Raw genomic sequence first — 22353 nt, 5'->3', positions numbered from 1 at the left:
GGCAGGGGATTATCATGTATCACGACGTCAGCCACCTTCTCTCCCGTCTCATCAACGGCCCGCTGCCGCTGCGCCAGATTTATTTTGCCAGCGCCAGCGGCCCAGCGCCGGAACTGGCGTACCAGGTGGATTTTCCGCGGCTGGAGATTGTGCTGGAGGGCGAGCTTACTGACATGAGCATTACCGCCCCGCTCATTCCTTGCGATGTTCTCTACGTTCCGGCTGGCGGCTGGAACATCCCGCAGTGGCAAACGCCCGTCACCACCCTGAGCATTCTGTTTGGCAAACAGCAGTTAGGTTTCAGCGTGGTCCACTGGGATGGTCAGCAGCATCAAAACCTCACGAAACAGCACGTTGCGCGCCGTGGCCCGCGTATCGGCTCTTTCCTGTTACAAACGCTTAATGAGATGCAGATGCAGCCGCAAGAGCAGCAAACGGCCAGATTGATTGTCGCCAGCCTACTAAGCCATTGCCGCGATCTGCTCGGCAGCCAAATCCAGACCGCCTCCCGCAGCCGCGCGCTTTTTGAAGCCATTCGGGAGTATATTGATGAACGCTACGCCGCGCCGTTGACGCGCGAATCGGTAGCACAGGCGTTTTATATCTCGCCAAATTACCTCTCGCACCTGTTCCAGAAAACGGGGGCCATCGGCTTTAACGAATACCTGAACCATACGCGACTGGAACACGCCAAAACGTTGCTGAAGGGCTATGACCTGAAAGTGAAAGAGGTGGCGCACCGTTGCGGCTTTGTCGACAGTAACTATTTCTGCCGCCTGTTTCGCAAAAATACGGAACGTTCGCCGTCGGAGTATCGCCGCCAGTATCACAGCCAGCTAACGGAGAAATAATCCACACGCCAATAAAGAGAATACAGTAGATAAAACGCGCATTTACTGGATTATTGTAATATCAATACAAAAACCTCACTCCCCCACATGGCATACAACAGCGCGTTATACGTTAATCATCACCAACTTGTGAAGTAAATCACACTTTACCAAGGGCATCACATTTGTCCAGTTTTTGGCAGATTTGTCACATAGCGCATCCGGGGCACGCTCCTTTATCCTGTCCATAACGAAAACTCACGAAGAGAAAGACTATGGAACTCTATCTGGATACCGCTAACGTGGCGGAAGTTGAACGTCTGGCGCGCATTTTCCCGATTGCCGGCGTCACCACCAATCCAAGCATTGTGGCAGCCAGCAAAGAATCTATCTGGGATGTGCTGCCCAGGCTGCAAAACGCCATCGGCGAAGAAGGCACTTTATTTGCGCAGACCATGAGCCGCGACGCGAAAGGGATGGTGGAAGAAGCCAAACGACTGAATAACGCCATCCCCGGCATTGTGGTGAAAATTCCGGTGACCGCCGAAGGTCTTGCAGCGATTAAATTGCTGAAAAAAGAAGGCATCGTAACGCTGGGCACCGCCGTCTACAGCGCGTCGCAGGGCCTGCTGGCGGCGCTGGCGGGCGCAAAATATGTCGCTCCCTACGTCAACCGCGTTGATGCGCAGGGCGGTGATGGCATTCGTATGGTTCAGGAGCTGCAAACGCTACTGGAACATCACGCTCCCGACAGCATGGTGCTGGCGGCCAGCTTTAAAACACCGCGGCAGGCGCTGGATTGCTTACTGGCAGGTTGCCAGGCGATTACCCTTCCTTTAGATGTAGCGCAACAAATGCTCAATACGCCTGCGGTAGAGTCAGCAATAGAGAAGTTTGAGCAAGACTGGAAAAACGCTTTTGGTAATCTGAACCTGTAGGAGAGAAATGTATGGATCGCATTATTCAGTCACCAGGTAAGTATATTCAGGGTGCAAACGTCATCGCGCGTCTTGGCGATTATTTAAAACCAATGGCGAACAACTGGCTGGTTGTGGGCGATAAATTCGTGCTGGGATTTGCCGAAGAGACGCTGCGCAAAAGCCTGACGGGTACCGGTTTGTCAGTAGAAATCGCCCCGTTTGGCGGCGAATGTTCGCAAAATGAGATCGACAGGCTGCGCGCCGTCGCCGAGAAAAGTCAGTGTGGCGCCGTACTGGGTATCGGCGGCGGTAAAACGCTGGATACCGCCAAAGCGCTGGCGCATTTTATGAACGTCCCGGTCGCTATCGCGCCGACCATCGCCTCTACCGACGCACCGTGTAGCGCGCTCTCGGTTATTTATACGGATGCCGGTGAGTTTGACCGTTATCTGCTGCTGCCGCATAACCCGAATATGGTCATTGTCGATACGCAGATAGTGGCGGGCGCGCCGGCGCGTCTGCTGGCAGCCGGTATCGGCGATGCGCTGGCGACCTGGTTTGAAGCGCGCGCCTGCTCACGCAGCGGCGCCACCACAATGGCGGGCGGCAAGTGTACACAGGCCGCGCTGGCGCTGGCGGAGCTATGCTATAACACGCTGATCGAAGAAGGCGAAAAAGCCATGTTGGCCGCCGAACAGCACGTCGTCACGCCAGCGCTGGAACGCGTCATCGAAGCCAACACCTACCTGAGCGGGGTCGGTTTTGAAAGCGGCGGTCTGGCCGCAGCGCACGCGATTCATAACGGTTTAACGGCGATTCCGGATGCGCACCACTATTATCACGGTGAGAAGGTCGCTTTCGGTACGCTGACGCAACTGGTGCTGGAAAACGCGCCGGTCGAAGAAATCGAAACCGTTGCGGCGCTGTGCCATTCCGTTGGCCTGCCGATTACGCTGGCGCAACTGGATATTAAACAGGATATCCCGGCCAAAATGCGCACCGTCGCGGAAGCCTCCTGCGCAGAAGGTGAAACTATTCATAACATGCCTGGCGGCGCAACGCCGGATGAAGTGTACGCCGCGCTGCTGGTCGCCGACCAGTATGGTCAACGCTTCTTGCAGGAATGGGAATAAGGTCTGAGCAATACTCCTGACGATAGTCAGGAGTATTTCAGCTTGCTGACACAACAGAATTCATTTGCCGAATGTCGACACAGGCACCTTATCTGGCCTTGTTATCCAATCATCCAGGCCGGGTAAGCGAAGCGCCATCATCAGGTATTCCATAGCCTGGAATCAGTCCATTTTGTCCTGAAATAGACTTTTTTATCACGCACCATTCTCTCCGCGGAAAGTCAAATGACGTACTGACACACTTCACGGACGAAGAAGATGAAATTCGCACAGGCGCTTATCGGTATTCTTGCTGCTTTTTTTATTAGCCATATCTCTCATCATTCGCCACGCTCTGATACCAGACCAATAACCGTTCAGGCGCAAACTAATGCTGCAATCGCCCAAAGTGCCGGGACGCAAATAGGTAAGACGCTATTTTATGATGCTGCCTATGTTCGTCTGGATTATCCGAATGGCGATCTTCCGCTGGAGCGTGGCGTATGTGCAGATGTCGTCATCCGCGCGCTGCGCAGTCAGCAGGTTGATTTACAGAAACGGGTACATGAAGACATGCAGGCGCATTTCTCTGCCTATCCGAATAACTGGAAGCTGAAACGCCCGGACAGCAATATCGACCATCGCCGCGTTCCGAATCTGGAAACCTGGTTCCAGCGTCAAAACAAAGCGTTGCCGGTGACAGATAAATATAGCGATTATCAACCGGGAGATATTGTCTCCTGGCGGCTGGATAACGGCCTTGCGCATATTGGCGTGGTGTCCCTGAACGTCACGCCTGAAGGGGTGCCGCTGGTTGTGCATAACATAGGCGCGGGAGCACAGGAGGAAGATGTATTATTTAACTGGAAAGTCACGGGGCATTTTCGTTATTTTTCGCATTAAACGCGGAAAACGTCAGCGACTACCGAATAGCAGCCGCTGACGAATTAACCTATCAGATTATTGCAGATCGAAACGGTCCAGGTTCATCACTTTCACCCATGCCGCGACGAAGTCCTTCACAAACTTCTCGTGCGCATCGCTACACGCGTAAACTTCCGCCAGCGCGCGCAGTACGGAGTTGGAACCAAACACCAGATCGGCGCGGGTCGCCGTGTATTTCACCTCGCCAGTCAGACGATCCCGGCCTTCGAACAGCTCATTAGCGTCGTCGGTCGGTTTCCACTCGTAACGCATATCCAGCAGATTAGCGAAGAAGTCAGTGCTGAGCACGCCCGGTCTGTCAGTAAAGACACCGTTCTGGCTGCCGTCAAAGTTGGTTCCCAGCACACGCATCCCGCCAACCAGTACCGTCATTTCCGGCGCGGTCAACGTTAACTGCTGCGCTTTATCAATCAACAGCGATTCGGTCGTCGACACATCCAGACGCGCACGATAGTTACGGAATCCATCGGCAATCGGTTCAAGCAGCGAGAACATCTCGATGTCGGTCTGATCCTGACGCGCATCCACCCGGCCCGGCGCAAAAGGTACGCTGATGCTGACACCCGCAGCAGCGGCCGCCTGCTCGATACCGACCACGCCCGCCAGCACAATAATATCGGCCAGCGAGGCTTTATTCGTCGTTTTCTGGATCTCTTCTAATACCGGCAGAACGCGAGCCGCAACGGCGTTGACCTCCCAGTCGCGCTGAGGCGCTAATGCCAGACGCGCGCCGTTAGCGCCGCCACGCTTATCGCCGCCGCGGAAAGTAGACGCGGATGCCCAGGCAACCGAAACCATCTCGCTAATAGAAAGCCCGGATGCAGCGATCGCCGCTTTCAGGTTGATAATGTCTTCCTGCGTTGGCTGATAGAGCGGTTGCGGCAACGGGTCCTGCCAGATCAGATCTTCTTTCGGCACTTCCGGTCCGATGTAACGCGCTTTTGGTCCCATATCTCTGTGCGTCAGTTTGAACCAGGCACGAGCAAAGGCTTCATTAAAGGCCTGCGGATCGTTAAGGAAACGACGGGAAATCTTCTCGAACTCCGGATCAAAACGCAGCGTCAGGTCGGTGACCAGCATGGTTGGCTTACGTTTTTTCGACGGATCGAACGGGTCCGGGATGATGTCCGGCGCGTCTACCGCTTCAAACTGGATAGCGCCAGCCGGACTACGGGTTTGTACCCACTCATATTTGAACAGGTTCTCGAAGAAATAGTTGCTCCACTGGGTCGGCGTCTGCGTCCAGACCACTTCCAGCCCGGAGGTGATAGCATCCGCGCCAACGCCGCTACCATAGCTGCTGGCCCAACCTAAGCCCTGCGCTTCAATCGGCGCGGCTTCCGGATCGGCCCCTACATGGGATGCCGCTGCCGCGCCGTGGGTTTTACCGAGGGTATGCCCGCCAGCGATCAACGCCACGGTCTCTTCGTCGTTCATCCCCATATTGCCAAAGGTAGCGCGAATAGCGGCGGCGGCAGAAAGTGGTTCGCCGCTGTGATCCGGCCCTTCCGGGTTAACGTAGATAAGGCCCATCTCGGTCGCGCCCAGCGGCGCTTTTGCCAGCGCTTCAGGGTGTCGGTGAGTCAACCAGGCTTTTTCATCGCCCCAGTTCACATCCAGATCCGGTTCCCAAACATCTTCACGCCCGGCGCCGAAACCGAAGGTACGGAAGCCGGAGTTTTCCAGCGCCACGTTACCCGCCAGAATAAACAGGTCGGCCCAGGAAATTTTCTGGCCATATTTCTGCTTAATCGGCCACAACAAACGACGCGCCTTATCCAGGCTGACGTTATCCGGCCAGGAGTTAAGCGGCGCAAAACGCTGTTGACCACGACCCGCGCCGCCACGACCATCAATAGAACGGTAGGTGCCAGCGCCATGCCAGGCCATACGAATAAACAAACCGACATAGCTGCCCCAGTCGGCGGGCCACCACGGTTGTGAATCGGTCAGCAGCGCCTTGAGATCCCCTTTCAGGGCGGAGTAGTCTAACTTGCTAAACTCTTTGCGGTAGTCAAAGTCTTCACCCAGCGGGTTAGAACGGTTGGAATGTTGATTCAAAAGATCCACGCGAAGCTGGTTCGGCCACCAGTCGCGGCTGGCAGTCCCTGCGCCTGCGCTTCGGTCATGCCCCCCCTGATGGAAAGGACATTTTCCAGTGGATAACGTGTTATGGGTATCGTCGGTCGTGCTCATATCTCAGCTCCCTTTTAAAGTGTTACCGTTACGATATACACCAGGAGCAAATAGATATAGTTGAATTAATCCACAGATTCGATAGCTAATACCTTTTATATTTTTAGTTACAGAGATGTAGATCAATATGAGTTGTAATAAAGCTCCCGGCAGGGAGCTGGAGGTTATAAACCCGGTCTTACGCCCAGCGTGTGGCAAATGGCATAACTCATTTCCGCACGATTCAACGTGTAGAAGTGGAAATCCTTCACTCCTTCACGGCTTAAAATTTTCACCATGTCCATCGCAATGTTAGCGCCCACCAGCTTGCGGGTTTCTGCGTCATTATCCAGCCCCTCAAACATCAGTGACATCCAGGACGGAATGCGGACATTGGTCATATCGGCAAATTTTTTCGCCTGTTTAAAGTTAGACACCGGTAAAATGCCGGGAATAATCTCTACGTCGATACCGGCAGAAACACAGCGGTCGCGAAAACGCAGGTAGCTTTCCACATCGAAGAAAAATTGGGTTATCGCTCGGTTAGCGCCAGCATCCACTTTACGCTTCAGATTAAGCAGATCGGCCTGCGCGCTTTTCGCTTCCGGATGTACCTCCGGATAGGCCGCTACTGAAATATCGAAATCGGCCACCTCTTTGAGCAAACCAACCAGATCGGCGGCGTACATCTCCGGCTTACCGCTGCCCGGCGGCAAATCACCGCGCAAAGCGACAATGTGGCGGATACCGTTATTCCAGTAGTCGCGGGCGATGGTGCGCAGTTCATCGCGCGTGGCGTCAATACAGGTAAGGTGCGGCGCGGCCTCAAGCCCAGTACGCTCTTTAATGCCTTTAATAACGCTATGAGTGCGGTCGCGTTCCCCGGAGTTGGCGCCATACGTTACCGAAACAAACTTCGGTTTCAGACTGCTCAGGCGATCGATGGAGTTCCACAGGGTTTGCTCCATTTCACTGGTGCGCGGCGGGAAAAATTCAAACGAAACGTTAATCTGACCCTGTACTTCCGCCAGGCTCTGATTCAGGGCTTCCCGCTGGTTGGCGTGAAAAAAGCTCATACCTTACCTCATCAATCGCATGTTATTATTTGTTGTGTTGTAAACATCTATCCGTTTAGACGTCCAGATGTAAAAATGACGGAAAAGCGGAAGGACGTCAACTGAAAAATCACGCCAAAGAATGAGGAATATTCAGCAAAGATGAATTTTCTTCATGTCACGCCGCGGCACTGAACGCGCCGCGGCAGGGGAAATTACTTCTTCACATCCGCAACGCGCATTCCTTTGAGCTGCTCATCCGTGATGGTGTTGCCCGCCTTAAAGTAATCAACTATCGCATTCGACACATAGTATCCGCCGGAGGTGTTCCGCGCCTGGCCTTCCGTGAATGCCGCAAAACCATCGCCGCCGTCGGCAAGGAAGCTGTTGGTAGCGATGTGATAAACCGTAGCATCGTCAATCGGCTTGCCATTGAGCGTCAGCACGGTAACCCGTTGGCCGACAGGTTTGCTGCTGTCATACTTCATCTCCAGCCCTTTAGACACCTGCAATACGCCGTTGCTTAATCCAGCGCCATGCTCCATCAGGCTGCGCAATTGTTTACCGGTTAAATCCATCGTGACCAGTTCATTAGGGAACGGGAAGGTACTGATTACCGCCCCCATCGTCACCGCGCCAGCCGGGATTTCGTTGCGGATACCGCCAGAGTTAGTAAGCGCTAACTGGGTGTCTTTCCCCGCCGTAAAAAGCAGCGCATCCGCCGCCAGATTCCCCAGCGACGACGATTCGCCATACGCGCGGGTCAGCTCAACCGGCGATTGCGCCACCGTCTGCTGCACGACTTTATCGAGCTTTTTGTTCCAGCCGTCGATCACCTGTTTCGTTTGCGGATCGGGCTTCCACTCATCAGCAAAAATGGTCTTCAGCTCGAAGTTCTTCACCGTAAAGTGGTGTGGTTTCTCTTTGTAATCCAGCACCAGTTTGCCGACATCAATGCCGCCGCTGTCCGTTGAGAGGATCAGCGTATTACCGACTTTAATCGGTTCCGGCGTACCGACATGCGCGTGGCCGGTAATCAAAATATCCAGCCCTTTTACCTGACTTGCGGTCTGAATATCTTTATCCAGCGCGCGTCGCACATCGGTATTTCCCATGCTGGACTGGCGGGCCGGGGTGCCTTCGTGAATCAGCGCCACGGTCAGATCGACTTTACCTTTAAGTTCATCAATGTAACGTTGCAGCCACTTAATTTCATCGCGTGCCTCAATGCCCACGCGCGTCGCGGCAGAAACCGTATCATTAAAAGCAAAGACACCGTGTAAGCCGATTACGCCAATCTTGACGCCATCTTTTTCAACAATGGTGTACGGCTTATCCCAGAAGGATTTACTGCTGTCCTCATAAAAAATATTGCCCTGCACGATAGGGAATTTTGCCCGGCTCAGTTGCAACAATGTATTGTCCCAGCCATGATCGAACTCATGATTACCGATAGTGGCAGCGTCATACTGCATGGTATTCAAAATATCGATAATCGCTTTACCCTTCGTCAGGCTGCTGATATACGGTCCGGTAAAGTAATCTCCGGCATCAAAAAACCACGTCGCCTTATTTTTGGCTTTTTCCTGCTTCACCAGCGTGGTGATATTGGCCCAACCGCCAATATCGCGTTTACCGTCAGCAATCCACGGCACTTTATAAGGCTCCACATGGGCGTGTAGATCGTTGGTGTAAATAATGGTGACATCTTTGGCGCAGGCCCAGAACGGCAGCGTGAACAAAATACCGGCAGCAAGCAGTTTTACTTTCATAAATAAGTCCCTTTCAGTCATATAAAGATTCGCTACGTTACGTTCTGAAAGGTTTTTTTATGTGAGAGTCCTCACACCCGCGTACCGTTTTATGAAGGCAGAATCAACGACCTGCCAAAATCGTTGGTAAAATATATGCCGCCTCTGTTCACCATTAATGCCTGCAAAAGCGCTGGTTGTCGCAATCTTGGGCTGCCTGACTCGCCGGATTATGTGTGGCCGGACTATCGCCTGGGTTATCCGGCATTGCATTGTCGAGCCTGCGGCAGTTATCCGCCGCTCTTCAACGAGGGGGAATTTCGCCGCTGGGCGTCTGCTTATATCGCGCAATATGCCAAAGAGCATGGTCACTTTTGTCCCGACTGCTATCAAAAAACATGGATTCGCTATGGACGTAATCCCGGCGGAACGCAGCGACTTCAGTGCCAGTACTGTAAGAAAGTCTGGACGCCAAAAAAGCACGCGCTGAATGTCGCCGAAACGCCGGAACAGATTTGCAGTATTCCGCTGCTCGTACCGTTTCAGGGAGCGAATGCCTTCCAACAATTGTACTTTTTATTCAGTTTTGACGCTGTTCGCGGCAATGTTCTTCACCTTTCCAGCAATTTCACGTTACTTTCTGCCGGAAAGAGTTTGCATTACCACTGGAAAGGAATTGCGCCGCCCGAGGGTGAGGATGGCGATATTATTCACCGTATCGCCATTAAAGAACGGCAATTTTTACAGCGCAGCCAGTTCGATGAGATTCAGTATGGCTCGGCGGCGCTTAAACGGAACGCGCAAGGGACAATACTTCGCCCGGTCATTACGGCGCATGGTCATTTTCGGGTGCTGAAAAACCGCTTTCCTGATGTCACGACACACATCATTGCCCATGAGTGTTTTTTGCGCGGCGCGGTCATTACGGCATGGGCGGAGCGGTTTCGCCAGCGTCTCTCCTCGCTGTGGTTCGTTGAGGAAGAGATAAACGATGACGATTGCCGCGCAGAGTGGCAACTGTTAGGCAAAACATGGCAGGGATGGTGGCAAAATCAGTGGCAACTCTGGGGGCAAGGTCACAACCGCAAAATGGTCTGTTCGTTAACTGGTTCCCACTTAGAACAAGGTGTCGCCGTTAATCTGGCGGCCAGTCGCCGCTTTGTTACCTGGCTATGGCAACAACCTGAATTCCAGCAAAGCGCCCACTATTCCGCCAAACGCGTCACGCAAATTCTGTATTTGCTGACGGAAAAATATAACTCACAATGGAATCACATTTAACCCAATGATGTAATGCCACGCATAAAAAATCACAGATTATCATTCAGAAGGCGCTACAGATTTAATCACCTCACATCCTGCTTTTATACGCTGAAAAAGAATAGAACCATTTGATAAAATGGCCCTTCGTTTTAAGTTAAAATCGGCTATAAACGTTATTCACATAATCAATATTTATTATCAATTTAAATAGTTCTATACATTCTTATTTTCTATGGAAAACAAGGGATAAATATGGAAATTACTTTACCGTCAATGTCAGATAAAAAATGGACCTGTGCCGATCTCCTGAGTAGCTATCGATTCTGGGGGATCACTTTTTTCTTTTTGGTGCTCTCTTTTATCGGTTCGCTGGGATCGTCGTATGGTGTTTATTTTTGGAGTAAATCTCTGTCTATTCCAGCCGATCGTATTGGCGCCATTCTCGTTGGCGGCCAACTGGGATACCTCCTGGGTATGGTTGCCAGCTGGTTTGTCTGCCGTATAAAAAATTGTTACCCCTTCTACTTTGTTGCGCTCCTGTTAATCATTGGCGTGGTCTGTTCCTTCTGCATAAATGGCCCGTCTGACGTAGTCAGGCTTATCATAGCGCAGTTTTTAATTAATCTGGGTGTGGGGATCATAACGCTGTTAGTCCCCATGCTGCTTTTCAGCGCTATCGGCAGTGCTCAGACATTTGTTATTTTATTTAGCCTCTGCTTACTGTTCAAATTTATCATCGCTGGCTATCTGTCTATATTTATATACTCAATTCCTTATATAGGAATAATCGTAATTACTTTAGCGGTTATCGCGCTTTTGCTACTATTACCGCTCAAAAAAGAACTTTTCTATATTGCACCGCCCAAAAGGTTCTCATCAACCCAGCGACCTGAGTGCGCAGAACCCCTTGTCGTCGCATTATTGGCCTTTTTCATTCCATTTTATATTATTTATTGGTTCTTCAGAATTCACCGGGAAATGCAATTTGTGGCGCCTTCGCCCCGACTCATGACCGCATGTGGCGCGGGATGGCTGTCAGCAATTATGCCGTTTGGCACAGCCATATTGTGTCTGACGCTTAGCGATGAAATCCGCGCTCTGCTGGCGAATAAAAACGAAGATGGCGGAATACGAACCGGCTGGACACTATTCTGGGCGTTACTGCTGCCACCCGTCGGCGCGGCGATTATCCAGGCAAAAATGAACCGTTTTATTACCGCTAATACCGCGGATACTGCTGACAGAGGATAAACATGGAAGGTTTTGAGTTATTTCCAAAAATTAAAGGCGCGATCAAATGGATGGCCGAGCACAGTGACTCGGTAATTCATTTTGGCTGGAATGTTGTTGCCGCCATCATTCTACTTTTCATCGGTAAGTTAATAGCTCGCTTACTATCGAGGGGGCTGGAAAAATTACTTCTCAGGCGGCAAGTGGATGCCACTATTGTCCACTTTTTCTCCGCGCTGGTTCGCTACATCACGATAGCTTTCACGGCAGTAGCCGCTCTTGGCCGTGTCGGTATAGAAACCTCCTCAATTATTGCCGTTATCGGCGCGGCGGGTTTAGCCATTGGTCTGGCGCTGCAAGGGTCACTTTCCAACTTTGCCGCAGGCGTACTGCTTGTCTCCCTGCGCCCTTTCCGCGCCGGGGAAATTGTACAAATTGGCCTGGTTATCGGCACAGTAGAAAAGGTCCATATTTTCTCCACCACTCTGCTCACTGCGGATAGCAAAGAAGTTGTCATCCCGAATGGTAAAATTATTGCTGATAATATTATCAACTATTCACGACACCCCTATCGACGTATTGATCTGATTATTGGCGTGGATTACCAAAGCCGTATTGCTGACGTAAAAAGCGTGATACATCGTATTATTGAACAAGATCATCGCATTGATAAAACCCGCGATATTACGGTCCGCCTGGGCGAACTTGCGCCCTCTAGCCTGAATTTCTATGTTCGCGTATGGGTGCCCAACGCTCAGTACTGGAGTACTTACTACGATCTTCTGGAAAATATCAAGGAAGCAATGGATGAAAACGGCATCAATATTCCTTACCCCCGGATGGATGTCCGGGTTGAGAATGTAAAAAGCATCACGCCATAATGTTTCGTCAGCAATCGGATAGCGCTTCGTATATCAGTATCTACAGAATGACTGCATAACGTATTGATGAGGGAGCGAAGCGCAACCCGGCGCTTCGTTCACGAACTTGCCTTTATTACAGCAACTGCGCCAGGCGGTTGATATCCGACTGAATCGCCCCGGCGGTCACATCGCGACCCGCGCCCGGCCCACGGATCACCAGCGGGTTATCGCGATACCAGCGGCTTTCAATAGCAAAGACATTATCGCACGGCAGCAGCGCCGCCAGCGGATGTTCCGGACGCACCGCTTCAACGCCGACGCGCGCTTTGCCATTGGCGTCGAAACGCGCCACGTAACGCAACACCAGCCCCAGTTCGCGGGCTGCCTCCAGACGCTGCACCATCTGTTCATTCAGCGCGTCGCCGTTTTCGAAAAAGTGATCGATAGACCCTTCTTCACAATGCGCCGGCACCAACGATTCTACACGCACCTGATCCGGCTCGATGTCGTATCCCGCCTCGCGCGCCAGAATCACCAGCTTACGCATGACATCTTTTCCGGAAAGATCGACGCGCGGATCGGGTTCGGTCAGCCCCTGCTGCCAGGCCTGATCCACCAGATCGGTAAACGGCACCGTACCGTCAAATTGCAGGAACAGCCAGGATAGCGTCCCGGAGAAGATCCCGCTGATCGAGAGAATCGTATCGCCGCTGTCAATCAGATCCCGCACCGTGTGGTTGATCGGCAACCCCGCGCCCACGGTGGCGTTATACAGCCAGTAACGCCCGGTTTTTTCAAACGCGTCATGAATCTGGCGATACTTATCGCTGGCGCTTGCGCCCGCCAGTTTATTGGCGCTAATCACATGAAAACCGTGGCTGGCGAAATCCAGATACTGATCGGCCAGTTGCTCGCTTGCTGTCACATCCAGCACCACTAAATCATCATACGGATGCGCACGCATCCACAGGAATAGCGACTCTTCGTCCTGCTCAACGGCTTCATCATCAAAGAATGCCAGCGCGCGGCTGGCGTCCAGCCCTTCATAATTCAACAGGCTACGGCGGCTATCCACCACGCCCGCCAGCACAAATTCAAAACCAGTACGCGCGGAAAGCGTGCTTTGTTCACGGGCAAACAGTTCCAGCCAACGGGAGCCGATGTTCCCCTTACCGAACAGCATCAGGCCAATGCGTTTTTCGGCGCGGAAAACAGACTGGTGCAGCCCCTGAATCAGGCTCTCAGTCGGGCCGGTACGCAGCACCGCCACCAGACTGATGCCCTCCTCCGACTGCCAGGTAAACTCCACTGGCTGACCTTTCAACTGCTGCCAGAAGCGATGGCAGTGTAGCGGATTGCGAGTGACGCCCGCACCGACCATCGCCACCAGCGCCAGCCCCTGCCGCAGGCGCAATTCGCCCGGCAGCCCGACATCGTCGAGGAGTTTCAGTACGCTATCCGCTACCTCGGCGGTATAGCAGAACTGCAATAGCTGGCGATCGCGATGCACGCCCACCGCCAGCGGACGCGCCTGCGCCCGTTTTAAAATGTGGTCGAGCTCTTTATGCGCCAGCCTGAAATCCTGGCTGGCGGGCACCTGAAACTCAATCAGACAGATATCATCGTGACTGGTCACGATACGCGCGCCCGTCCCGGAAGCCAGCACTCGTTCAATTCGGGTTGACCCTTGATCCGGCGTGTAGCTACAGCGCAACTGCAAATCGATATCGCTGCCGGACACTGGCTGTAGCGTGCGGGCGTGCAGAACAGGCGCCGCCAGACGCGCCAGCTCGCTGGCTTCGTCCAGACGCAGCAACGGCAGCAGGCAGGCATCTTTCACTTTACGCGGGTCGGCGCTATAAACGCCCGCGACATCGCTCCAGATGGTCACGCGGGAAACGCCCGCCAGCGCGCCGATTTGCGTGGCGGAATAGTCGGAACCGTTCCGGCCTAACAGGACCGTTTCGCCGTCGTGATTGCGGCTGATAAAGCCGGTCACGACCAGACGTTTGCCAGGATGCTGCGCCAGTAGCTGTTGCAATAAAGGATAAGATAGCCCTTCATCAACCTGCGGCTGTGCGGCGCGTTCGGCGCGTAAAAATGCGCGCGCGTCCAGCCAGGCGGCATCCAGACCCTGCTGATTCAGGACGGCGGACATCAATCTCGCCGACCAAATTTCGCCGTGTCCGACGATCTCAGCATAGACGGCATCCGTTACGCCGCCGTCGAGCAAGGCGGCAAGACGTTCCAGATCGCTGATAAAAGCGCTGGTTAAGTCATCTGCCGCGTCGGCGGGAAGCAGCCCGCTAATCAGATCGCACTGGTAGCGGCGTAACGTCTGTAATACCTGATGCGCAGAAAGGCGATCGGTCTGGCTTAACTTGAGCCAGCTAATCAACTGGTTGGTGGTACTGCCTGCGGCGGACACTACCATCATATCGTCAGGCTGCGAATACTCCGCCATAATGCCTGCGACACGCAGGTAACACTTCACATCCGCCAGACTACTGCCGCCAAATTTATGCAGTTGACGACCTTTCGCCCCTGCCTGCGCAATCACACTCATGTTTACCCCTTGTTTGCAGCCCGGAAGCCATTTTCCAGGTCGGCAATTAAATCTTCGCCATCTTCAATACCGGTGGAGATACGCAGTAGCGTTTCGGAGATCCCGGCGGCGGCACGCGCCTGCGGCGACATACCGGCATGCGTCATGGTGGCGGCGTGAGAGATCAAACTTTCCACTCCCCCTAAAGATTCCGCCAGCGTAAACAGCGACAGCCCGCCCAGAAAACGACGCAGCGTCTCCTCATCCCCATCCAGTTCAAAACTCAACATTGCGCCAAAGCCTTTTTGCTGGCGCGCGGCAATTTCATGCCCCTGATTTTCCGGCAGCGACGGGTGATACAGTTTTTTCACCAACGGCTGGGTTTGCAGATATTTCACAATCGCCTGCGCGTTGCGCTGCGCCAGCTCCATACGCGGCACCAGAGTTCGCAAACCGCGCAGCAGCAGATAGCTATCAAACGCCCCGCCGGTCACGCCAATATTATTCGCCCACCACGCCAGTTCAGTGACCATTTCCGGATCTTTAGCAATCACCACGCCGGCCACAACATCCGAATGACCATTGAGATATTTCGTGCATGAATGCAACACCAGATCGGCACCCAACGCCAGCGGATTTTGCAGCGCCGGGCTTAAAAACGTGTTATCAACGACGCTCACTGCGCCCGCCTCGCGCGCCAGCCGACAGATTTTCGCAATATCCACCACGCGTAACAATGGATTACTTGGACTTTCTACCAGTACCAGCTTCGGTTTTTCTTCCAGCGCCGCCTGTAAGGCGCGTTCATCACCCTGATCGACAAACCGCACACGATAACAGCCGCGTGTCGCCAGACTGTCAAACAGACGATAACTGCCGCCATAGCAATCATGCGGCGCGACCAGCAGATCGCCCGGCTTGAGGAAAACGGTGGTGACCAGATGAATCGCCGACATGCCGGTATTCGTCAATACCGCGCCCGCGCCGCCTTCCAGTTCCGCTAATGCGCGCTGAACAACATCACGCGTGGGATTACCGCGGCGGGAATAATCATGCGCGCGCGGCTCATTGAAACCGGTAAAGTTATAGGTGCTGGAGAGATGGATTGGCGGCACAACGCAGCCGTATTGCTCGTCGTCGTTTAATCCGCTACGCACTGCGATAGTGGCCTGTTTACGCGTCATATGAAGATATTCCTGGCTGAGTCGGTGAAAGTCAGACCACAGATTAACCACTACCACAATAGACGTCAATACATCTGGACATCTAAACTTCTTTGCGTATAGATTGAGCAAACCGCAAATAGCCGTTAAAATTATATGCATTAGCGCACATCTGCGACCGCTAACTTCGTGTCAGGGCCGCGCCACTACGGTAAACTACGCGCGATTATGGTCCGGGCTCAGGTTCAGACCTCAATATTAATGACGAAGAGGATTAAGTATCTCATGGCTGAATGGAGCGGCGAATATATCAGCCCATACGCTGAGCACGGTAAGAAGAGTGAGCAAGTCAAAAAAATTACGGTTTCCATTCCTCTGAAGGTGTTAAAAATCCTCACCGATGAACGTACGCGTCGTCAGGTGAACAACCTGCGCCACGCCACCAACAGCGAGCTGTTGTGTGAAGCATTTCTGCACGCCTTTACCGGGCAACCCTTGCCGGATGATGCCGATCTGCGAAAAGAGCGCAGCGATGAAATCCCGGAAGCGGCAAAAGAGATCATGCGTGAGATGGGGATTGACCCGGAAACGTGGGAATACTGATAGCAAAGCATGCGGTCAGAACGCCTCTGGCCGCGCTTTTTTAACGATTCCCCCTGTACACGGCTATCTCCGACATTTTTCTAAACGTTCATCTTCCCGAATAGCCCTCGATGGATAAATTTGTCAGACATGATAAGTTTCTCTTCTTTATTTTCCTGAAAAAAATTCCCGACATGTCATAACCGATATAATTTTATTATATTTAAACTTCCAATCTTTATTTAAATTTTCACGTAGCAAAGCGTACATGAATAATAATACACCGCCATATATTTACTGAACAAATAGTATAACGATGAGTATTGTTAAAAAGACCATGGACACCTCATATTTGTGACAAACATCATTATTCCCCTCCGCGGATTGTTTTACTTTTTTAAATGTTTTTTCATCTCCGATAAATAAGAAGGTTAATATACATTCATTTTATCGATAATATCGAATGGGGAAATAAATATGTTATTTACAAGGAAAGTCTTACCTGTATTATGCTGCCTGTGTTTGAGCGGCAGCGTTTTGGCCTCAGGCGTTTTAGACCCAAACAGGCCAATGGTCGCATCAGCAGATGTCATTCCAGTACATGAAGGGCCATTAGGTATGGTCGATGTCGCTCCCTACGGCGGCGTTTTCCCATTAACAGCAATCATTAATAAAGCCAATCATAATGTACAGGACGTGAAGGTTACCGTTTTAGGGAAAGGGGAAAAAGGTATCCCGATCAGTTATGATGTCGGCCCGCAGGCTATAAATACCCATGACGGCATACCTGTATTTGGCTTGTATCCAGATTATGTCAATAAGGTTAAAGTTGACTGGACTGAAGAAGGTAAAAAACAAACTTATACGTGGTCCATTTACGCCGCACCGGTATCATTACCCTCTACTACCGGGCAAACTGCCGTTCTTCCTACAGTAGAACCGGTTAAAGTCGATAGCTCGCTTAAAAATCGCTTATATCTTTTTAACCATATAACAGGGATGCCAAGAGCCGGCCACATTATGCATGTCGCAGGCGGCGCGGCGAACTGGGATTATACCGGTATCAACTGGATTAGCGATACGAATGGCGATGTTCGCGGCTATATGAATATTGATAAATTCCGTAACCAGGATGATATAACGCGCTTTGGTTCCATGATGAGCTTCCATCAGGTTAACGATGGCAATCTTATTTTTGGCCAGGGTCAACGTTACTTTAAATATGATTTCTTAGGCCGCGTTATTTCCGATAAACGACTGCCAAAAGGATTTATTGATTTTTCGCACGCCATTACCGAAACGCCGAAAGGCACCTACCTGCTGCGTGTCGCAAAAGAAAATTATCCATTAAATGGTAAATACACCATCAATACGGTGCGTGATCATATTCTTGAAGTTGACCAGAACGGCGATACCGTCGATTACTGGGATCTGCCAAAAATCCTCGACCCCTATCGTGACGACGTTATTCTGGCGATGGATCAGGGAGCGGTATGTTTGAGCGTCGATGCCGAACATTCCGGTCAGGTCATGACCAAAGAGCAGCTTGCAAAACAACCCTTCGGCGATATCGCGGGTTCCGGCCCGGGCCGCAACTGGGCGCATGTTAACTCCGTCAGCTACGATCCTCGCGACGACAGCATTATCATTAGCTCGCGCCACCAGTCTGCCATCATCAAAATTGGCCGCGATAAAAAAGTGAAATGGATACTTTCCGATCCATCCGGCTGGAAAGGCGAACTGGCGAAAAAAGTGCTGAAACCCGTAGACAGCAATGGTAAACCGCTAACCTGCGAAGCGCACCACTGCGACGGTGGATTTGACTGGACATGGACACAACATACCGGTTGGTTAGTGCCATCCAAAAGCACCGGAGGTAAAATCGTCGTGACCGCCTTTGATAACGGCGATGCGCGCGGCATGGAACAACCGGCCATGCCATCAATGAAATATTCCCGCGGCGTGGAATATCAAATTGACGAAAAAAATATGACGGTTTCCCAAATGTGGGAATATGGTAAAGAGCGCGGTTTTGACTGGTACAGCGCCATTACTTCCGTCACGGAATATCGCCCGGAAACCAAAACGATGTTCATGTACTCGGCTACAGCGGGAATGAGCGGTACAAAACCGATCGTTTCCGTTCTGGATGAAGTCAAAGACGGCACTCAGGATGTGATGCTGGAGCTAAAAGTACACAGTAACCGTGCCGGTATGCTGGGTTATCGGGCGCTGATTATCGATCCAGAGCAGATGTTTAAAAAATAAAGCGAGATAGTAAAAGTAAAACAGGCGGAAGCCAACTTCCGCCTGAATGGTTAAAACGTATTGTAGTTATGACATTCGCCTTATTGCCCTCGAAGAGGAATGCAAAAATATCAATGGATTACCAATCCGGCACCGACCCGATAAACGCAGCGTCATTAGACAAACGCCACAACATACCGCGCCTTTGCTGGTGATATGTCATGAAAAATCTCTTTATCGCCTGGTTAAGTTTATTGCTATATGGCTGCACAACCTTTCCACAAGCCGTAAAACCTACGACAGGCGGACAGCCCTCCCCGACAGAAATCTATATCGTCAGTCATGGCTGGCACACGGGAATTATTGCGCCGGCCCATGATGTTAATACCGTTCTGCCACAGCTTAAAAAACGGTTCGCTCAGGAGACGCAGTGGTATGAAATCGGCTGGGGCGATAAGGGCTTTTATCAGTCACAAGAAATAACCACCGCGCTTACGCTCCAGGCCATGTTCTGGTCATCCGGTGCGGTTATGCACATCGTCGCCTTTTCCGGTAAACCAGAACGCTATTTCGCCGGTAGCGAGATAAAATCACTGCTCCTGCACACAAACCAGCGTAACAGTCTGATGCGTTATCTGGGCCGCAGCTTTGCGCGTGACGAAGAGGGTAATCTGATTCCGTTAAAACAAGGAATTTACGGCGATAGCCAGTTTTACGCCGCGAATGGCCGCTACGGCATACTCAATACCTGCAATAAATGGACAGCGAAGGGGCTGGAAAGCGCGGGACTGACTATAAATCCTGCGTTAAAACTCACGGCAGGAAGCGTAATGAAAGCGATTACGGATCACAGAATGTGTCTGAACAAATACTGTTATCCCTAGAAAACAAAAAAAGCGCCCTGCGGCGCTTTTTTTCTGGCGGTAACTTATTTGCTGCCAGGGATGCTGAAGCGCTTGTTGAAGCGCTCAACACGACCACCGGTATCAACAACACGCTGCTTACCAGTGAAGAACGGGTGGCATTTGCCGCACACGTCCAGGTTCAGGTCGTGACCCACGGTAGAGTGGGTTTTGATAACATTACCGCAAGAACAGGTTGCAGTAATTTCTACGTAATTCGGGTGAATACCTTTTTTCATGGGGAACCTCAGTGTAAGGCCGCGTCGCTCTTCCAGCCCTAACGCCAGACACCACGCGAAGTTAATAGTAAAGGGTTTGATGCTCACAACACGCACCAAAGGCGGCGAATCATACAGAATTTGACCACCGTATGCAAACTGATCCGCGCTCCCTTATCGTAATGTGTATACTACCCGACGAAATTTCAAGTCAGGAAGATGCTATGTCCGTCGCGCACGTTGCCTTGCCCGTTCCGCTTCCCCGAACCTTTGATTACCTGCTGCCGGAAGTCGGGGTCGCCAAAGCCGGGTGCCGCGTGCGCGTGCCGTTCGGCAAGCAGCAAGAGCGCGTGGGCATTGTCGTCTCGGTTAGCGACCACAGCGAATTGCCGCTCGATGAATTAAAATCGGTCATTGAAATCCTGGATAACGAGCCAATCTTTTCTCCCTCCATCTGGCGCTTACTCCTCTGGGCGGCGGATTACTACCACCATCCCCTCGGCGACGTTCTGTTTCACGCTCTGCCGGTTTTACTGCGTCAGGGAAAACCAGCCAGCAACGCGCCCCTATGGTATTGGTTCGCCACCGAAGAGGGGCAAGCCGTCGACATCAACAGCCTGAAACGCTCCGCCAAACAACAACAGGCGCTGGCGGCGCTGCGGCAAGGAAAGATCTGGCGCTATCAGGTAGCCGAGCTTGATTTTACTGACGCCACGCTGCAAACGCTGCGGCGTAAGGGGCTTTGTGAGCTTGCCAGTGAAACGCCCGCGTTTACCGACTGGCGGGAGCGTTATGCCGTCGCAGGAGAGCGCCTGCGGCTGAATACCGAACAGGCGACAGCGGTCGGCGCAATTCACAGCGCGTCGGACGGTTTCTCCGCCTGGTTGCTGGCAGGCGTAACCGGTTCCGGCAAGACCGAAGTGTATCTGAGTGTGCTGGAAAACGTCCTCGCCCAGGGCAAACAGGCGCTGGTGATGGTGCCGGAAATCGGCCTGACGCCGCAAACGATCGCCCGTTTTCGCGAACGTTTTAACGCGCCGGTGGAAGTGCTGCATTCCGGGCTAAACGACAGCGAGCGTCTTTCGGCATGGCTGAAAGCGAAAAACGGCGAAGCGGCGATTGTCATCGGCACGCGCTCCTCGCTGTTTACGCCGTTTAAAAATCTTGGCGTAATTGTCATCGACGAAGAGCACGACAGCTCTTATAAACAGCAGGAAGGGTGGCGCTACCATGCCCGCGATTTGGCAGTGTATCGCGCCCATAGCGAGCAGATCCCGATTATTCTCGGCTCCGCCACCCCAGCCCTGGAAACGCTATGCAACGTGCGGCAGAAAAAATACCGGATGCTGCGTCTGACGCGGCGCGCAGGCAACGCCCGCCCAGCCCTGCAGCATGTGCTGGATTTAAAAGGCCAGCGTCTTCAGGCGGGACTGGCGCCCGCCCTTATCGCCCGTATGCGCCAACATCTCCAGGCCGACAATCAGGTAATTTTATTTCTTAACCGCCGGGGATTCGCGCCCGCGCTGCTTTGCCACGACTGCGGCTGGATTGCGGAGTGCCCGCGTTGCGATCACTACTACACGCTGCACCAGGCGCAGCATCATTTACGCTGTCATCACTGCGACAGCCAGCGTCCGGTACCGCGTCAGTGCCCCTCCTGCGGCTCCACACATATGCTACCGGTTGGGTTAGGGACCGAACAGCTGGAACAGGTGCTGGCGCCCTTCTTCCCCGGCGTGCCGATCTCACGAATCGACCGTGATACCACCAGTCGTAAAGGCGCGCTGGAGCAGCATCTGGCGGAAGTTCACCGCGGCGGAGCGCGCATTCTGATAGGCACACAAATGCTGGCGAAAGGCCACCACTTTCCGGACGTCACGCTGGTGGCGTTGCTGGACGTCGATGGCGCGCTTTTTTCCGCAGATTTTCGTTCGGCGGAACGCTTCGCCCAGCTCTACACTCAGGTTTCCGGCCGCGCCGGGCGCGCGGGCAAACAGGGCGAAGTGGTGCTCCAAACGCACCATCCTGAACATCCCCTGCTGCAAACGTTACTGTATAAAGGCTATGATGCGTTTGCGGAGCAGGCGCTGGCGGAACGGCAAACGCTCCAGCTTCCGCCATGGACCAGCCACGTCATTATTCGCGCAGAGGATCACAACAATCAGCAGGCGCCCGTCTTTCTCCAGCAGTTGCGTAATCTGATTCAGGCCAGCCCGCTATCAGACGATAAGCTGTGGATCTTAGGTCCGGTTCCGGCCCTCGCGCCAAAACGCGGCGGCCGCTATCGCTGGCAAATTTTACTTCAGCATCCTTCACGGATTCGCCTGCAACACATCATCAGCGGCACGCTGGCGTTGATCAATACGCTCCCGGAAGCGCGGAAAGTTAAATGGGTTCTGGACGTCGATCCGATTGAAGGATAGTCCTCACGATGCGAGGCGGATCGTAAAATTAAAGATCCATCACACTTTTTATGAAAATTCTGTAACCGCTTCCACGCACTATCTGATAAAAATGTTTTCGATGAGTGTTACCAGGGATAGATCTGCGCC

Annotated in this window: 17 protein-coding genes; 11 read left to right on the top strand and 6 right to left on the bottom strand. The window is 52.6% G+C overall.

Annotated elements, in window-relative coordinates; all coding sequences use genetic code 11:
• Positions 1–14 precede the first annotated feature (14 nt).
• The 4 genes from ACH0WD_RS22205 (at position 15) to ACH0WD_RS22190 (ending at position 3765) form a co-directional block, all read left to right on the top strand.
• Complete coding sequence (locus ACH0WD_RS22205) at positions 15–851, top strand: AraC family transcriptional regulator (RefSeq protein WP_000274595.1); 837 nt, start codon at positions 15–17, stop codon at positions 849–851.
• Positions 852–1105: 254 nt separating this feature from the next.
• Entirely contained in the window at positions 1106–1768 is a 663-nt protein-coding gene (gene fsa / locus ACH0WD_RS22200; protein WP_000424866.1) for a fructose-6-phosphate aldolase, read from the top strand.
• A gap of 11 nt (positions 1769–1779) precedes the next feature.
• A complete protein-coding gene (locus tag ACH0WD_RS22195; RefSeq protein WP_000374043.1) occupies positions 1780–2883 on the top strand; it encodes a glycerol dehydrogenase in 1104 nt (367 codons plus the stop codon).
• Between the two features lie 258 nt (positions 2884–3141).
• Positions 3142–3765, top strand: coding sequence for a DUF1287 domain-containing protein (locus ACH0WD_RS22190; protein WP_000666689.1), 624 nt, complete (start codon positions 3142–3144; stop codon positions 3763–3765).
• Between the two features lie 57 nt (positions 3766–3822).
• Here ACH0WD_RS22190 and katG read toward each other — a convergent pair whose 3' ends face one another.
• From katG to ACH0WD_RS22175, 3 genes are all read right to left on the bottom strand, one after another.
• Positions 3823–6003: a catalase/peroxidase HPI gene (gene katG / locus ACH0WD_RS22185; RefSeq protein WP_000108115.1), complete on the bottom strand. Its 2181-nt coding sequence runs from the start codon at positions 6001–6003 to the stop codon at positions 3823–3825.
• Positions 6004–6167: 164 nt separating this feature from the next.
• The gene (gene metF / locus ACH0WD_RS22180; RefSeq protein ID WP_000007508.1) at positions 6168–7058 is read right to left on the bottom strand and encodes a methylenetetrahydrofolate reductase; all 891 of its coding nucleotides are present in this window, start codon (positions 7056–7058) and stop codon (positions 6168–6170) included.
• Between the two features lie 194 nt (positions 7059–7252).
• Positions 7253–8809 carry a bifunctional UDP-sugar hydrolase/5'-nucleotidase gene (locus ACH0WD_RS22175; RefSeq protein ID WP_000865252.1) on the bottom strand — a complete coding sequence of 519 codons (1557 nt, stop codon included), beginning with the start codon at positions 8807–8809 and terminating at the stop codon, positions 7253–7255.
• A gap of 135 nt (positions 8810–8944) precedes the next feature.
• Between ACH0WD_RS22175 and ACH0WD_RS22170 the strand changes: the two genes are divergently transcribed.
• From ACH0WD_RS22170 to mscS, 3 genes are all read left to right on the top strand, one after another.
• Positions 8945–10069, top strand: coding sequence for a hypothetical protein (locus tag ACH0WD_RS22170; RefSeq protein WP_001134803.1), 1125 nt, complete (start codon positions 8945–8947; stop codon positions 10067–10069).
• A 234-nt stretch (positions 10070–10303) separates the two neighbouring features.
• The gene (locus ACH0WD_RS22165) at positions 10304–11302 is read left to right on the top strand and encodes a hypothetical protein (protein ID WP_000406812.1); all 999 of its coding nucleotides are present in this window, start codon (positions 10304–10306) and stop codon (positions 11300–11302) included.
• Between the two features lie 2 nt (positions 11303–11304).
• Positions 11305–12162, top strand: coding sequence for a small-conductance mechanosensitive channel MscS (mscS, locus tag ACH0WD_RS22160; RefSeq protein WP_000398251.1), 858 nt, complete (start codon positions 11305–11307; stop codon positions 12160–12162).
• A 115-nt stretch (positions 12163–12277) separates the two neighbouring features.
• Here the strand turns inward: mscS and ACH0WD_RS22155 are convergent, their stop codons facing one another.
• Entirely contained in the window at positions 12278–14710 is a 2433-nt protein-coding gene (locus ACH0WD_RS22155; RefSeq protein ID WP_000110805.1) for a bifunctional aspartate kinase/homoserine dehydrogenase II, read from the bottom strand.
• A 2-nt stretch (positions 14711–14712) separates the two neighbouring features.
• Positions 14713–15873 carry a cystathionine gamma-synthase gene (gene metB, locus ACH0WD_RS22150; protein WP_000197213.1) on the bottom strand — a complete coding sequence of 387 codons (1161 nt, stop codon included), beginning with the start codon at positions 15871–15873 and terminating at the stop codon, positions 14713–14715.
• 264 nt (positions 15874–16137) lie between these two features.
• Here metB and metJ point away from each other — a divergent pair, with 264 nt between their 5' ends.
• The 3 genes from metJ (at position 16138) to ACH0WD_RS22135 (ending at position 19565) form a co-directional block, all read left to right on the top strand.
• Positions 16138–16455: a met regulon transcriptional regulator MetJ gene (gene metJ, locus ACH0WD_RS22145; RefSeq protein WP_000852811.1), complete on the top strand. Its 318-nt coding sequence runs from the start codon at positions 16138–16140 to the stop codon at positions 16453–16455.
• A gap of 456 nt (positions 16456–16911) precedes the next feature.
• Entirely contained in the window at positions 16912–18702 is a 1791-nt protein-coding gene (locus ACH0WD_RS22140; RefSeq protein WP_000899638.1) for an aryl-sulfate sulfotransferase, read from the top strand.
• A gap of 200 nt (positions 18703–18902) precedes the next feature.
• Positions 18903–19565 carry a TIGR02117 family protein gene (locus ACH0WD_RS22135; protein ID WP_000792796.1) on the top strand — a complete coding sequence of 221 codons (663 nt, stop codon included), beginning with the start codon at positions 18903–18905 and terminating at the stop codon, positions 19563–19565.
• Between the two features lie 44 nt (positions 19566–19609).
• Here the strand turns inward: ACH0WD_RS22135 and rpmE are convergent, their stop codons facing one another.
• Positions 19610–19822: a 50S ribosomal protein L31 gene (gene rpmE / locus ACH0WD_RS22130; protein WP_000715284.1), complete on the bottom strand. Its 213-nt coding sequence runs from the start codon at positions 19820–19822 to the stop codon at positions 19610–19612.
• 203 nt (positions 19823–20025) lie between these two features.
• Here rpmE and priA point away from each other — a divergent pair, with 203 nt between their 5' ends.
• Positions 20026–22224 carry a primosomal protein N' gene (priA, locus tag ACH0WD_RS22125; protein WP_000109407.1) on the top strand — a complete coding sequence of 733 codons (2199 nt, stop codon included), beginning with the start codon at positions 20026–20028 and terminating at the stop codon, positions 22222–22224.
• Positions 22225–22353 lie beyond the last annotated feature (129 nt).

Source organism: Salmonella sp. 2020_1395 (genome assembly GCF_043848115.1).
In the GTDB taxonomy this organism is placed as follows: Bacteria; Pseudomonadota; Gammaproteobacteria; order Enterobacterales; family Enterobacteriaceae; genus Salmonella; species Salmonella enterica.
Note: the sequence above shows the minus strand (reverse complement) of the source record. Positions and strands in the feature narration are given on the sequence as shown.